Source organism: Methylomonas koyamae (genome assembly GCF_019669905.1).
GTDB classification, from domain to species: Bacteria; Pseudomonadota; Gammaproteobacteria; order Methylococcales; family Methylomonadaceae; genus Methylomonas; species Methylomonas koyamae.
Genome location: NZ_AP019777.1, coordinates 2,024,143 through 2,038,322 on the forward strand (window position 1 = coordinate 2,024,143; position 14,180 = coordinate 2,038,322).

Annotated in this window: 13 protein-coding genes and 1 tRNA gene; 8 read left to right on the plus strand and 6 right to left on the minus strand. The window is 56.4% G+C overall.

The genetic code is table 11. From position 1 onward, the window contains the following. Positions 1–11 precede the first annotated feature (11 nt). Positions 12–419 carry a flagellar basal body-associated FliL family protein gene (locus MKFW12EY_RS09535; protein ID WP_054761673.1) on the plus strand — a complete coding sequence of 136 codons (408 nt, stop codon included), beginning with the start codon at positions 12–14 and terminating at the stop codon, positions 417–419. Here the strand turns inward: MKFW12EY_RS09535 and MKFW12EY_RS09540 are convergent. Together MKFW12EY_RS09540 and xseA are read right to left on the minus strand one after the other, a co-directional pair. Continuing rightward, the gene (locus tag MKFW12EY_RS09540) at positions 408–830 is read right to left on the minus strand and encodes an HIT domain-containing protein (protein ID WP_054761675.1); all 423 of its coding nucleotides are present in this window, start codon (positions 828–830) and stop codon (positions 408–410) included. The two genes, MKFW12EY_RS09535 and MKFW12EY_RS09540, sit on opposite strands and share 12 nt — an antisense overlap. A gap of 180 nt (positions 831–1,010) precedes the next feature. Further along, complete coding sequence (gene xseA, locus MKFW12EY_RS09545; RefSeq protein ID WP_054761678.1) at positions 1,011–2,354, minus strand: exodeoxyribonuclease VII large subunit; 1,344 nt, start codon at positions 2,352–2,354, stop codon at positions 1,011–1,013. Between the two features lie 151 nt (positions 2,355–2,505). Here xseA and dmeF point away from each other — a divergent pair, with 151 nt between their 5' ends. Then, positions 2,506–3,513: a CDF family Co(II)/Ni(II) efflux transporter DmeF gene (gene dmeF, locus MKFW12EY_RS09550; RefSeq protein WP_221054432.1), complete on the plus strand. Its 1,008-nt coding sequence runs from the start codon at positions 2,506–2,508 to the stop codon at positions 3,511–3,513. On the opposite strand, the gene MKFW12EY_RS09555 is transcribed toward dmeF, so the two are convergent. Further along, positions 3,476–4,135, minus strand: coding sequence for a class I SAM-dependent methyltransferase (locus tag MKFW12EY_RS09555; RefSeq protein ID WP_221054433.1), 660 nt, complete (start codon positions 4,133–4,135; stop codon positions 3,476–3,478). The two genes, dmeF and MKFW12EY_RS09555, sit on opposite strands and share 38 nt — an antisense overlap. A gap of 66 nt (positions 4,136–4,201) precedes the next feature. On the opposite strand from MKFW12EY_RS09555, the gene MKFW12EY_RS09560 reads away from it, so the two are divergent. Continuing rightward, positions 4,202–4,278: transfer RNA gene (locus MKFW12EY_RS09560), tRNA-Asp, on the plus strand. Positions 4,279–4,398: 120 nt separating this feature from the next. After that, on the plus strand, positions 4,399–4,827 hold the full coding sequence (locus MKFW12EY_RS09565) for an Hsp20/alpha crystallin family protein (RefSeq protein ID WP_054761680.1): 429 nt from the start codon (positions 4,399–4,401) through the stop codon (positions 4,825–4,827). Here the strand turns inward: MKFW12EY_RS09565 and MKFW12EY_RS09570 are convergent. After that, complete coding sequence (locus MKFW12EY_RS09570) at positions 4,824–5,339, minus strand: NUDIX hydrolase (RefSeq protein WP_221054434.1); 516 nt, start codon at positions 5,337–5,339, stop codon at positions 4,824–4,826. The two genes, MKFW12EY_RS09565 and MKFW12EY_RS09570, sit on opposite strands and share 4 nt — an antisense overlap. Before the next feature lie 66 nt (positions 5,340–5,405). Here MKFW12EY_RS09570 and MKFW12EY_RS09575 point away from each other — a divergent pair, with 66 nt between their 5' ends. After that, positions 5,406–6,029 (plus strand): TetR/AcrR family transcriptional regulator, encoded by a 624-nt coding sequence (locus MKFW12EY_RS09575; protein WP_054761682.1) that lies wholly within the window; start codon positions 5,406–5,408, stop codon positions 6,027–6,029. Here the strand turns inward: MKFW12EY_RS09575 and lplT are convergent. Continuing rightward, complete coding sequence (gene lplT / locus MKFW12EY_RS09580; RefSeq protein WP_054761684.1) at positions 5,974–7,146, minus strand: lysophospholipid transporter LplT; 1,173 nt, start codon at positions 7,144–7,146, stop codon at positions 5,974–5,976. The genes MKFW12EY_RS09575 and lplT overlap by 56 nt on opposite strands. 36 nt (positions 7,147–7,182) lie before the next feature. Next, a complete protein-coding gene (locus tag MKFW12EY_RS09585) occupies positions 7,183–9,354 on the minus strand; it encodes an AMP-binding protein (RefSeq protein WP_221054435.1) in 2,172 nt (723 codons plus the stop codon). Positions 9,355–9,638: 284 nt separating this feature from the next. On the opposite strand from MKFW12EY_RS09585, the gene MKFW12EY_RS09590 reads away from it, so the two are divergent. From MKFW12EY_RS09590 to MKFW12EY_RS09600, 3 genes are all read left to right on the plus strand, one after another. After that, positions 9,639–11,003, plus strand: a complete 1,365-nt coding sequence (locus MKFW12EY_RS09590) for a glycoside hydrolase family 30 protein (protein WP_221054436.1) — start codon at positions 9,639–9,641, stop codon at positions 11,001–11,003. A gap of 33 nt (positions 11,004–11,036) precedes the next feature. Further along, positions 11,037–12,302, plus strand: a complete 1,266-nt coding sequence (locus MKFW12EY_RS09595) for a glutamate-5-semialdehyde dehydrogenase (RefSeq protein ID WP_245006481.1) — start codon at positions 11,037–11,039, stop codon at positions 12,300–12,302. 511 nt (positions 12,303–12,813) lie between these two features. After that, positions 12,814–13,845, plus strand: a complete 1,032-nt coding sequence (locus MKFW12EY_RS09600) for an IS5 family transposase (RefSeq protein ID WP_245006482.1) — start codon at positions 12,814–12,816, stop codon at positions 13,843–13,845. Positions 13,846–14,180: the final 335 nt, after the last annotated feature.

Here is a 14,180-nt window from a genome sequence, read left to right on the forward strand (position 1 = left end):
ATGAGGAATCCGTGCGAACATTTATTTTGTTGTTCTGTTTAGCGTTATCGCCCGTTCTGGCGCAGGCCAACTCGGGCGAAAAGAAAGCCGAGGAAAACGCCGGGCCGGTGATCGAATATATCGAAATGAAGCCGAAATTTACGGTGAATCTGGCCGAGCCGAAAAGATACCTGATGATTAACGTGCAGTTGTTGGTCGAAGGCGCCGAGCACGTCGAAAAAGTCAAAAAACATATGCCGTTGCTGCGGCACGAAATGATCATGATGTTGAGCGGCATGCACGTTGCCGATCTGCAATCGATGGAGCAGCGCGAAGGCTTGCGCCTGAAAACCAAACAACTGATTACCGATTTGCTGACCAAAATCCAAAACAGCGACGGTTTCAGAGACGTATTTTTTTCCGAATTCTTAATCCAATAACCATGCTCCCAGCGCTTCGCGCATCCGCGCGAGGCGCTGCTCGGGCTGGTCTCCGTTATACGGTACGGCCGGAAATTTTCCCCAGATCGGCGCCGGCCAGGCTTTATCGGTTTGATAACGCACCACGTGGTGCAAATGCAGTTGCGGCACCAGATTGCCGATTGCAGCAATATTCAGTTTGTCCGGCCGGTATTGTTCGCTCAAGGTCTCGGCCAGTAAGCACGATTCGTTAAGCAAGGTCTGCCTGTCCGCCGCGTTCAATTGGTGGATTTCTTTAATATTTGCACGCCGCGGCACCAGGATGAACCAAGGGTATTGGCTGTCGTTCATCATCAATAACTCGGACAAAGCCAGGCTGCCGATTCTAAAACAATCCTGTTGCAGTTGCGGGTGAAGTTGAAAATCGGTCATCGATGTCTCTGCTGAATTTTTGGCGAATTGCTGAGGCCGGATCGGCGGCGGCCCTTTGGAAAGGGCGGATTTCTTCAAATTGAGCCATGCTACCCAATATCCGGCGTTCCGACAAATCGAGACCATGCCGCCGCTGCTGCGGATCGGCCCGGCGCTATTCGAATGACGGCGAAAACGGGATCAATCGCGGCAAATGTCGGTGATCCGGCTAACGATGCTGCCGTCGGCGAAGCGGGTGTCGAGCAAGTCGCCGGCGTTTAGCGGGCCGATCGACTTGACCAACTGCGGCGAGCCGTGGTGTTGGACGATGGCATAACCGCGTTCCAGCGTCGCCAGCGGACTGACGGCGTGCAGGGTTTGCGCCGCGGCGGCATGGCGGCTTTTCAGCATCGCGATTTTGCCGTGCATCGCGGCCTGTAGCCGTTGCCGGAAAAATTGCAATTGCCGTTGCTGGGACTTTATCGCTGCCAGTGGTTGGTTACGGTATAGGCGTTGTTCGCGGACCGCCAACTGCTGGCGGGCCTGGCTCAGTCGATTTTGCAAAGCATGCTGCAAGCGCAGTTCCAATTCGTCCAGGCGCTGGGCGTTGCGTTGCAGCTTTTGGCCGGGATGCTGACTGCCTAAGGCTTTTTGCAGCCATTGCAGATGCTGCTGCTGGCGCAGCAATTTTTGCTGCATCAGCCGCAGGATTTGGCGCTCGAAGCCCACGAACGCGCCGAGCAGGGTATTCGCATCCGGCACCACCCGTTCGGCGGCAGCCGACGGGGTCGGCGCGCGCAAATCGGCGACGAAATCGGCAATGCTGAAATCGACTTCGTGGCCGACGGCGGAGATGACCGGAATCTCGCTGGCGGCAATGGCGCGGGCGACGATTTCTTCGTTGAAAGCCCACAAATCCTCCAGCGAACCGCCGCCGCGGGCCAGAATCAGAACGTCGGCTTGCGGATCGCGGTTCGCCTTGGCCAAGGCTGCGCTGATTTCGAATTTAGCGTTGTCTCCTTGTACCGCAACCGGATAAACCAGTACCGGTATCGCCGGAAAACGCCGTTTCAATACGCTGAGAATGTCGTGGATCGCGGCGCCGCTGGGCGAGGTGATGACGCCGATGCGGCTTGGCAGGGCGGGCAGCGGCTTTTTTCGTTCCTGGTCGAACAAGCCCTCCGCCAGCAATTTCTGTTTCAGGCGTTCGAAAGCCAGCCGCAAGGCGCCGTCTCCGGCTTCGGCCAAATGTTCCACCACCAATTGGTAATCGCCGCGCGGCTCGTACAAACTGACCTGCGCTGTGGCCACGACCAAGTCGCCGTTGGCCGGTTTGAAACGTAAACGTTGTTGTTGGCCCTTGAACATCGCGCAACGGATCTGCGCCTGGGTATCCTTCAAGGTAAAGTAATAATGCCCGGACGAGGGCAGGCTCAGGTTGGATATTTCGCCTTGCACCTGCACGGTTCGGAAATGGTTGGCCAATAAGCGCTTGGTCTCGCGATTAAGTTCGGAAACGCTGTATATCGATTCGGAATCGGTCATTGCACGGAGTAGGGTAGATCGTCGGGCGATAGCGCTATTTTAAGCGGTTTCCGCCGTTTCCGGTCGGCTTTCCCGGTGCGGCGGTTTTTGCCGGTGAGCTAGGTTAGAATGGCGCAATAGAGGTTTTGGTTGGACGACAAGGATTCGACTCATGCATGAACATCAACTCGGCAATTGGCAACATTCTCACGATTTCGCCCGAATCAACCGTAAAGGCGAACGCCGCACCAAATGGGTATTGGCGCTGACGTTTACTACGATGCTGGTGGAAATTGCCGCCGGCATGCAGTTCCACTCGATGGCGTTGCTGGCCGACGGCTGGCATATGGCGACCCATGTCGTTGCCTTCATGATCGCGATTTTTGCTTACCGTTATAGCCGCATCCATCAGCACGACCAGACTTTTGCCTTCAGTCCGGCCAAAGTCAGCGTATTGGGCGGTTTTGCCAGTTCCATCGCGTTGGCGATGGTGGCATTCGTCATGGTGGCCGATTCGATCGAGCGGTTGTTGGCGCCGCAAGCCATCCATTTCGACGAAGCGATTTTGGTGGCCGAAGTGGGTTTGTTGATCAATCTGTTGAGCGCGTTGTTATTGGGCGACCACCACCACCACCACGGCGACCATCATCACCACGACCACGACCACGACCACGACCACGACCACGACCACGAGCATGAGCATGAGCATGAGCATGAGCATGAAAGCCGCGGCCACCACGACCACAATCTGCGCGCGGCCTATTTGCATGTGGTGGCCGACGCCTTGACCTCGGTGTTGGCGATCGTGGCGCTGCTGTCCGGCAAATATTACGGTTGGGCTTGGCTGGATACGGTGATGGGTTTCGTCGGCGCGACGGTAATCTTGGTTTGGGCGGCTGGTTTGATTCGGGACACCAGTCCGATTCTGCTGGACCAGAGTATCAATGCCGGCTATGCCGCCAAGATACGGACCGCTTTGGAACAGGACGGAGAATGCCGAGTCGTCGATTTGCACATCTGGCCGGTCAGCGCCAACCATTATGCGGTTATTGTCGGTTTGGTGACGCAGCATCCGCAATCGCCGCAACATTACAAGCGCCTGTTGGCCGGATTCCGCAAGTTGGACCACATCACGGTGGAAGTCAACGGCTGCGTCGGTGCGGATTGCGTTGCAGAATAATGACGTCGCTGCCGATGAATTCGATCGCGCAATCGTAGCGTTCCGCCAGCCAAAGCAAGGTCGACCGCGAGAAAAACGCGATATGGGTCGGATCGTTCTTGTAATGCCAACGGCTGAATGCGTCGGCACCGATCACTAATTTGGTCATGATGCCCAACCAGCCTCCGGGGCGGATCAGTCCGAACAGCCGGGCGAACTCGGCGCCGGGCTCGCGGAAATGCTCGATGACTTCGGTGCAGGCGACAAAGTCGTATTGTTGCTGTAGAAGTTCGCGGCGATTGGCGTAAATCGGATCGTACAGTGCGATGCGGTGGCCGTATCCCTCGAGCAAGCCGGCCAATGCCGGGCCGGGGCCGCAGCCGTAATCCAGGCCTTCCGAGCCGGGCGGTAACAGGCCCGCCAACGGTAACGCCAGTCGCGATAGAAAGTTCAGGTAGCCGGGGTCGTCGTTCCGGTTCTGGTGCAGGTCGTAAACCGCTTTTTCCGCATCCGTGCTCAAATGCTGGCTGCTATCGACAAACACCAGTCGACATTGCGCGCAGCGGTGGTATTCGCGTTGCCGGTCGCGATGAAAATGGCCGGTTTCTTGGCTGGTGCAAAGCGGGCAGGTTAAGTTGGCCATTGTCGATACCGATTATTTTACTTGACCGTATTTTAACAGCTCGTATAATGAGCGGCTCACCAACGCGGAGCGGTAGTTCAGTTGGTTAGAATACCGGCCTGTCACGCCGGGGGTCGCGGGTTCGAGCCCCGTCCGCTCCGCCAATCTGTTTTTCTCTCCATCCCCTCCCGAATCGCAATAATTTCCGCAGATTTTTCCGGCTTGCAAAGCTGGTCCAATTTTGTATCATCGCATTTCCCGTAGAAACTATAAGGAGAAATGTCATGAGCAGCTTGAGTCCATTTGTCGGCGGTAATCTGTTTGACGAGTTGTTTCGGGATATCAGTCCGGGCTATTTGGTTCGCCCATTACACGGCGATCCGTTGCCGGCACAGATTAAAGTCGATATCAAAGAAAATCCGAACGAATATGTGGTTCACGCCGAATTGCCCGGCGCCGGCAAGGAAAATATTCACGTCCAGATCGAAGGCAACGTGGTCAGTATCCGCGCCGAAATCAGCCAGATCGATACCCAGAATAAAGACGACAAGCCGTTACGCAGCGAGCGTTATTTCGGCCAGGTATCGCGCAGTTTTCAATTGCCGGTGGATATCGACCAGAACGCCAGCAAAGCCCGCTACGATAACGGTATTCTGACGTTGAATCTGGTCAAGGCCCAAAGCAAGGGCGGCCAGCGCTTGAGTATCGATTAAGTTTCCGCAGGCGGAAAGTGTTGCCGATAATGCCGCCAAATGATTTTGAAAGTTTCGGTCAAGGTCGGGTCGTCCCTGGCGACCCGATCGTCTAAGGCAGGGCGTGAGAACCAATCGCCTTCGTCTATTTCGTCGGCAGCCAGTTCGAACGGACCGTTGTGCTCCGCTCGGTAGACCTGAATAAACTCCATGCCCAGTTCCGGGCAAGCCTGTAGTTTAAATAAAGCTCTCAAGTCGGCCGCCGCCACTCCCAATTCTTCTTTAAGCTCGCGCGGTGCGCAATCGCCGTAGGTCTCGCCGGCGTCGACGTGGCCGGCGGCCGAGCTATCCCACAAGCCTCGGTTCAGATCTTTCAGCATCGAGCGTTTTTGCAGAAATAATTCGCCGCGGTCGTTGAAAACCAAGATATGTACGGCGCGGTGGCGTAAGCCGGATGCGTGGATTTCCCGGCGCCTGCGCCGGTCCACGATGCAGTCGAGTTCGTCGACGACGTCGAGCAGTTCGTTTGACATGTTTACTATCGATTCCTGGGGCTAGGTCGTGTATCGTAACCATTTTTTGCGGTTTATCGAACGAATATGGCAAGAAGAAGCGAGCATAGTCAGGAGCAAATCCGGGAAATGGTGCTGAAGGCGGCGGAAACCATAGTCATAGAGGACGGTTTCAACGCTTTGACGGTCAGGAAGATTGCGCTGGAAATCGGCTATACGGTCGGTAGTATTTACATGGTATTTGCCAATATGAACGATTTGGCAACCCATGTTAAAGCCAGGACTCTGGACGAACTCGCCGAGCATTTGCAGCAGGGCGGGGCGGAAGGCGGCGCCGAACGCCGGTTGATGGCGCTGGCGAACACGTATCTGCAATTTGCCGCCAGCCATTTCAACCGTTGGCGGATGATTTTCGATGCCCAGAGCGATGCGCCGTTACCGGACTGGTACCAGGCCAAAGTCGAGCAAATGTTTGCAATCGTCGAAGCGCTGTTCGGCCAATTGGCCCCGGAAATCTCCGCGGAGCAAAATCGGCTGGCTTCGCGGGCGCTATGGAGCGGCGTACACGGCATCTGCATTCTGTCATTGACCGGCGAACATCAGCCCGGCGAAGTCGAAGCCGCGGGAAAGGCGGTGGAGTTGTTGGTTTGGACGTTTATTCAGGGCTGGAAGATTGCACCGAATCCGGCAAATGCCAGACCACCAGAATAGTAGCCACAAGCAATATCAGCCCCAATCCGACTAAAGCGGCAACCGGAGTCACCTGTTGCGCTGCCGCCAGGGTATAGCAACCGACGGCCAGCAGCATTGCCGCGTTCTGAAAGAAATTCTGCATCGCCACCGCACCGCCGCTGCCGATACTTTGTTGGCCGATTTCCTGCAAGGCGGCATTGATCGGCACGATGAATAATCCGCCGGCGGTTCCCATCAAGAACAGTACGCCGCGTGCCGGCCAAATCGCGTCGGTAAAGCTTAATGCAACAATCAGTGCGCTCATCGCATAAGCCGGTATCCGTGCCCGGCGCAAATGCTCGAGCGGGATCAACTGCGGCGCCAGCGCCGAACCGGCGATGATGCCCAGCGCCAGGAATAGCGTCAGGTTGGCGATGTCGCTGGCATTGTGCAGCATTAACACCAGCGGCGCCCAGGCGATGATGATGACTCTGACGCTGGCCGCCGCCGCCCAGAACAACGAGGCGCCCAACACCGCGAAACGCGAGCGCGGTACCGACAGAAAATCTTTGACCTCGCGGTAGAACAGCAGGATTTTCGAACCGCTGCCGACCGGTTTGCGTAGGCCTACCGGCAACACCAGCGTCGTCGCGGCCGAGACTGAATACAGGCCGATTGTCGCCAGCAAAGCCCAAGTCACCGAATGGTCGGCCAGTTTGGCGCCGACCAGCATACCGGTCAAGATCGCTAAAATCGTCGATCCCTCGATCCAACTATTGGCTTTGACCAAGGCGCCGTGTCCGGCGAGCTCCGGCAAAATGCCGTACTTGGCCGGGCTATAGAGCGTGGCGCCGACACCGACCAGGCAGTAGGCCAACAAGGGCTCGACCTTGAACAGCAGCAATACGGCACCGCCGGCTTTGATCAAATTGGCGATTATCAACACCCTCGATTTGGGCTGGCTGTCGGCAAAACCGCCCGCCCAGGGCGCCAATGCGACAAAAGCCACCAAGAATACGCTTTGCAAGGCCGGTACGTACCAACTGGCCGGTTCGGCTTGTTGCATCACCATGGCGATCACGGTAAATAAAATGGCGTTGTCGGCAAAGGCCGAGAGGAATTGAGCGACCAGCAACGGGTAAATGAATTTGTTCATGGTGAGGTCTAGTGTCGGAAGCGATTGCCGAGCGAATTAATGGTCTTCGTCGGCGGTATGGGTTTGCGTCAATTGCGCCGCTAACGCCGTTGCGCCCGGATAATCGGTCTTACCGGTGGCTAACACCGGCAGTTTTTCCAGCACGAACAATTTCTTCGGCAGATTGATCGCGGCGACGCCCGGCGCGGCTTCCGCCAGTTGCTTCAAGCTGCCGTCGCGCTGGGTGGTCAGCAGGATGATTTGTTCGCCCTTGCGCGGGTCGGGCAGGCTGACCGCGGCGTGTTGCGTGTCGGGCCAGGCCTGGATCGCCAATTGCTCGACCGCGGTCAGCGAAACCATTTCGCCGCCGACTTTGGCGAAGCGTTTGCTGCGGCCGCGGATATGGATAAAGCCCTCGTCGTCGACGTGAACGATGTCGCCGGTATCGTACCAACCCTCGCCGTAGACCGGCGAATTGGGCGGCGTCAACACGCCGGGGTTATCCGGCAACAAGTAGCCTTTCATGATGTTGGGGCCGGCGACGTGCAGGCGGCCGGCGCCTTCTATGCCCGGGACCGGCTCCAGGTGGTGCAGCATGTCGGGCATGAACCGGCCGACGCTGCCGGCTTTGTAGTCCATCGGCGTGTTGACCGATGTGACCGGGGCGGTTTCGGTGGCACCGTAACCTTCCAGAATCCGGATGCCGAACTTGTTCAGCCATAACGAGCGGGTGGTTTCCTGCAGTTTTTCGGCGCCGGCCACGACGTAACGCATCTTGTAAAAATCGTAAGGGTGGGCTTTTTTCGCGTACGCGGCCAGAAAGGTATTGGTACCGAACATGATGGTGGCGCCGACTTCGTAGGCCATTTCCGGTATCACCGCATAATGCAGCGGGGAAGGGTAGAAGAAGCTGACCATGCCGTTCAATACCGACATCATCGTGCCGACGGTGAAGCCGAAGGAATGGAACATCGGCAGAAAATTCAACACCACGTCGCCCGGTCCGAAGTCGATGCGGGCGCGAATTTGTTTATGGTTGGCGAGAATGTTGGCATGCGACAACACCACGCCTTTCGGCAAGCCTTCCGAACCGGAGGTGAACAGTACCACGGCGGCATCGTCGGCATCGTAGTCGCGGCTTCTGTACCACAGCTTGGCAGTCTTGCCTTGCAACCATGCCGCCGCTTTGTCTCGACCGGTCAAACCCGCCGCCAGATCCTCCAGATACACCACATTGACCTGTTGCGCCAACGCATCGGCTTCGGTTTGCAAATGGGCGGCTTCGATGAACTTGCGTGAAGTCAATACGGTTTTGACTTGGCCGGTACGGCAGGCGGCAGCCATACCGGCGGCACCCAGCGAGTAATTCAGCATGGCCGGCGTGCGGCGGTAAAGTTGCAGCCCCAGGATTACGTTCAAGGTTTTGCAACTGTTCGGCAGCAACACGCCGACGTTTTCGCCGGATTCGGTAATGGATTTAACCAATTTGCCGACCGCGATGCTGCGCGCGATCAAGGCGTCGTAACTGACCGGTTTGCGCTCCAGGTCCTCGGCAATGGCGTAGTTGCCGCCAAAAATGGTGCGAGCTTCCAGTAGCGCGGCAAAAACGGTTTGCCGGTAATGGCTGGTGGCAAACATCATTTCGCTCATGATGTCCGACAAAATATGGCCGCTATGTTTGCGGCGGGCTTTGCCGGTCACGTCGCCGTGGGTTTCGATTCGGGTGGGTGGCAGGATGTGGATGTGGATGCGCGGGAACCAGCGTTGTCTGACCTTGTCGCCCAACTTGGAAAAGCGGCTGAATTCGGCGCCGTCGATTCGCACCGGCAATAGCGTGGCACCGGATTTGTCGGCGACCATGCCGGTGCCGTCGTAGATTTTCATCAAGGTTCCGGTCGTCGTGATCCGGCCTTCCGGGAAAATCACGGTCTTGGTGTCTTGCTGCATGTGGTGGATCAAGGCTTTTAACGACAGCGGATGGGTCGGGTCCATTGGGAACACTTTGGAAAGCCTTAAAAACGGTTTCAACCACCAGCGTTCGGAGATGTGGGTGTTGATGGCAAAGGTGATATCGTCCGGTAGAAACACCCCCAATAGCAACGGATCGAGAAACGAGGTGTGGTTAGCGACGATCAGCACTCGGTTGCCGGCGGCGGCGTAATTTTCCAGACCGTTGACCTTGACCCGGTAAAGTAGGGTTAACAGCCAGCGCAATACGATTTTCAACATAAATTTCCTCCCCCGACGCAGTTTAGCAGACAGTAAAGATAAAGACCGCAGCTACTATAAAATCAAATTAAACAATGTTCAATTGAATTTTTCGGCGCCTGCCCGGCTAGGGAAAAGTCCCGGCTGCTATCAGCGGAGGCGAAGTGGCGCAACGCATTTCGCATTTTTTTGCCGGATTTCATTATCATGTCGCTGCGCCGAGCAGCCGACGCCGGCGAATGAGGCTATGGCACCATTCAAAAAACCGCCGCGGCTCCCCGTTCAACGACTATTCGAGAACCAGCATGACCCAGATTTCCAGTCCCGCGCCGGCTCCGGCCATTTCTGTTTGGCTGACCAGCGCCGACCGCAGCCGTCTGTTCGAATGCACCGAGAACGCGGCGTTTTTCCAAACCGGCGCTGGCGTCGGGCCGGCCATTACCCTGGACCCGGCACAAACCCGGCAAACTATGGAGGGTTTTGGCTTTTCGTTGACTGGCGGTAGCGCCATGTTGATTAGCCGCTTGCCGACAGACGTCAAACAAAACTTGTTGAATGAGTTGTTTTTGGCCGACGCCGACGGTATCGGCGTCAGTTTTTTGCGCTTGAGTATCGGCGCGTCGGATTTGAGCGAGTGCAGTTATTCCTACGACGATCTGCCGGCAGGGCAAACCGACTTTGAGTTGGCCAATTTCGACCTCGATGCTGGCGACAGGGAGGTGGTGCCGTTGTTGCTGGAAATCCTGGCATTGAATCCGGCCATCAAAATCATCGCCACGCCCTGGTCTGCGCCGCGCTGGATGAAAACCAACCAAGGCTCGGTCGGCGGCAAGTTAAGGCCGGAATGCTACGCGGTTTACGCCCAATATTTCGTCAAATATCTGCTGGCGATGCGCGAGCGCGGCATCGCCGTTCATGCCATTACGCCGCAAAACGAGCCGCAAAATTTCAAAAACGATCCGAGCATGGTCATGGATGCGGCCGAGCAGGCCGAGTTCGTCAAAACTTACTTGGGTCCGGCGTTGGTGGAGGCCGGTTTGGCCGAAGTCGAAATCTTGTGCTGGGACCACAATTGCGACGTTAAAGAATATCCGTTGGCGGTGTTCGCCGACACCGGCGCCCGCAATTATCTGCGCGGCTCCGCCTGGCACTTGTATGGCGGCGATATCTCGGTGTTGTCGGAAATGCACGCGGCCTATCCCGACATGAAATTGTATTTCACCGAACAATGGGTCGGCTCGGACGGCGAATTCGGTGGCGATTTGATGTGGCATATCCGCCATGTCTTGATCGGTGCCTGCCGCAATTGGAGTAGCGCTGTGCTGGAATGGAATTTGGCGGCCGACCCGTTCTGCTGTCCGCACACGCCGGGCGGCGAAGCGCGCTGCGTCGGCGCGTTGACTATCGACGGCGACCGGGTCGAACGTAACGTGGCTTACTACATCATCGGCCATGCTGCGAAAGCGGTCAGGCCGGGCGCGGTACGAATCCATTCCAGCGAGGATCTGTTGCCGAACGTGGCGTTTTCGACTCCGGATGGCAAATTGGCACTGATCGTTTTGAATGACGGCGACACGGCGGTCGGTTTCGATATCCGTTACCGAGAGCTTGCAGCCCGCGCCGAAATTCCGGCCAAGAGCGTCGCCACTTACCTTTGGCCGGCCGATTAATCCATTTCCTTGGAATCCCTTAACTAAAAAGCCATGTTGCAGTCCATCAACTCATCTTCGATACCCGATATCGCCCGGCAAAGCCGCTTGGCCGCCCGCCAATTGGCACCGGCTTCCGATGCACAACGCAATTTGGCGCTGGCAAAAATGGCCGAAGCGCTGCAGGCTGTCAGAGCGCGGGTTTTGACCGTCAACGCCGATGAAGTCGCCAAGGCCCGCGACGCCGGCCAAACCGAGGCCATGGTCAAGCGCCTGACCATCGACGACAAAATGTTCGACTACATGCTGTCGCGATTGAACAAGGTCGCGCAATTGCCGGACCCGCTCAACCGCATCCTGACCGGCCATACCAATCCGGCCGGACTGCGGGTCTATAAGAAATCGGTGCCGCTGGGCGTGATCGGCATGATTTACGAATCGCGGCCCAATGTCACCACCGACGCCGCCGGCGTCTGCATCAAAAGCGGCAATGCGGTGATTCTGCGCGGCGGCTCGGAAGCCTTGCAAACCAACGCCATCTTGACCGACGCCATGGTCGAGGGTGCGGTCGCCGCCGGTTTGCCGCAACACGCGATCCAGATCGTCCGCACGCCAGGCCACGAGGCAGTCGGCGAATTGCTGCAACAAGACCGATACATCGACGTATTGATCCCGCGCGGCGGCAAAAGTCTGATCAAACGCATCGCCGAAGGCACGCGCATCCCGGTCATCAAGCATTACGACGGCATCTGCCATTTGTATTTGGCCGCCGATGCCGAGCCGGACAAAGCCGTGGCGTTGGCCGTCAATTCCAAATTCCAAAGCGTACAGGTCTGCAATGCTTTGGAGACTTTATTGGTCGATGCTGCATGCGCCGAAAGGTTGTTGCCGCTGCTTTACGAAGCATTCAACGCCCAACAGATCGAATTGCGCGGCTGCGAACAAACCTTGCAGCTACTGCCCGGCATCGCCGCCGCAGCCGAGGAAGATTGGTCCAGCGAATACCTGGCTCCGATTCTGTCGGTCAAAATCGTCGCCGGCATCCAGCAAGCCATAGCCCACATCAACCACTACGGCTCCGGCCATACCGACGGCATCGTCACCCAAAGCCTGAGCTTGGCTAGGCAATTCGAGGAACAGGTCGATTCGGCATCGGTGATGATCAACGCCTCGACCCGGCTATCCGGCGGCGGCGATTACGGCCTGGGTTCGGTGGTCGGTATCAGCACCGACAAACTCCATGTCCGCGGCCCGGTCGGCCCGGAAGGGCTAACCACTTACAAATGGGTCGCAGTAGGAGACGGGCATTTGCGGGAATAAGTACAGTGGCCTTGTCAAACGGGTTGGCGGTGGCAAATATCTCGAAACGAGAAAAGCTGTTTCGAAGCGATAACCCGCTAATTTGTTTGGTGTCCCGTCTCCGAACCTGTTCATATATTTACATTGCGTTGATCAAATCTCCCGCCAGGATAGGGATGATCGATCCCATCAAATCGTAGCCCGGACTAGACAGCGTTGCTATAGGAACGGATATGCGGTACCGAGTCGAGCTCAAATGTCGCCGCTGAATCGGCCGCAGGCATTTCCTTATTCCGAAAAGTCAGCAAGGTTTGATCCTTGTATTGCACTGCAGTGTATTGCGGTCGATAAAACTGGTGTTGGCTGATGATGATCCGGCGGTTGGCTGTCGCCTTGACATTGCCCGATCCGGTAGCGAGGTTGGCGAATACCTCAAAATTGGAATCGCTATCAGCCAAGCCTTAAGGGAACCTCTAAAAATTGCGCCCGGCGAGTAAAATGGGTCGGAGCTAAAGACCTTTGGAGAGCAGAGATGACGGTGGCACAAGACGACCTTTTCGGTTCCCTGTTTGAACATCGTGATCGTCGAATCGATCGTTTGGGTAATCCGTTGTTGGAATTAGAGGCGCAAGTGGATTGGGAAGCGTTCCGTCCGTTGCTGGATCAAGTGCGTCACAAAGTCCGCAAATCGTCTGCCGGGCGTAAGCCTTGGGATGGGGTGTTGATGTTCAAAGCGTTGGTCATCGCCAGCCTCTACAATCTGAGCGACGAGCAACTGGAATTCCAAATCGAAGATCGGCGCAGTTTTCAGCGATTTATTGGGTTGTCGGATGCCAAGCACGCACCGGATCGCAACAGTTTCTGGCTATTTCGTGAGTCACTCAAAGAACTGAAACTCACCGAGACGTTATTCAACGAATTCAACCGACAATTGGACCGTGCCGGCCTGATTGCCCGCAAGGGTCAGCTGATTGACGCCAGCTTCGTCAAGGCGCCGGTGCAGCGTAATACGCCGGACGAGAACGCCCGGATTAAAGCTGGCGAAACCGTCGAGGACTGGTCAGCCTCCAAACGCAGTCAGAAGGATACCGATGCGCGCTGGACCAAGAAAGGCGACAAGAGCTATTACGGGTACAAGAACCACGTCAACGTTGATAATGCCCACAAGTTGGTTCGCAAATACACGGTCACCGATGCCAGCGTCCACGACTCGCAAGCCCTGAACGGCTTGCTCGATAGCGGCAATACCAGCCGGGATGTGTGGGCCGACAGTGCCTACCGATCCGAAGCCACGGAAGCCAGCCTTAAAGCGCAAGGTTACCGCAGCCGGATTCACCGCAAAGGGGTTCGCGGCAAACCGCTGACTGACCGGGAAAAACAAGGTAACAGTACCCGCTCCAAAACCCGTTGCCGGGTCGAGCACGTGTTTGCCTGGATGGCGCAATGGGGCGGTAAGGCGGTTCGTTGCATTGGCCTAGCCCGGGCCGAAGTGCGTATCGGCTTCATGAATCTGATGTACAACATGCGACGTTTTTGCGCCATTCGCAGGGTGGCTGCGTCTTGATGCCGCCCATCGGAGCTGAAAAGGCTTCGAGTTGAAGGTAATCCGCTTGGAAATGTCAGCTTTCGAGCACGTTTTACGCCCCGAATCTGATTAATCGTGGATTTTTAGAGGCTCCCTTAAAAGGGCGCAACAGATCGAAACGTTAACCTTCGGTTAAATGACATTAATTTATCACCGACCATTCGGTACTCGATTCCAAAACAACACCTGGCTTTTCTACCAAAATCCGCTATAGTAAACGCCAAGGGACTTCAAGGTTAAAGCATTCCGACAACGTTTCTGATAGCCGGTAAGGCGAGGAGGTTTACGACATTGCTTCAAATTAACATTGAGAA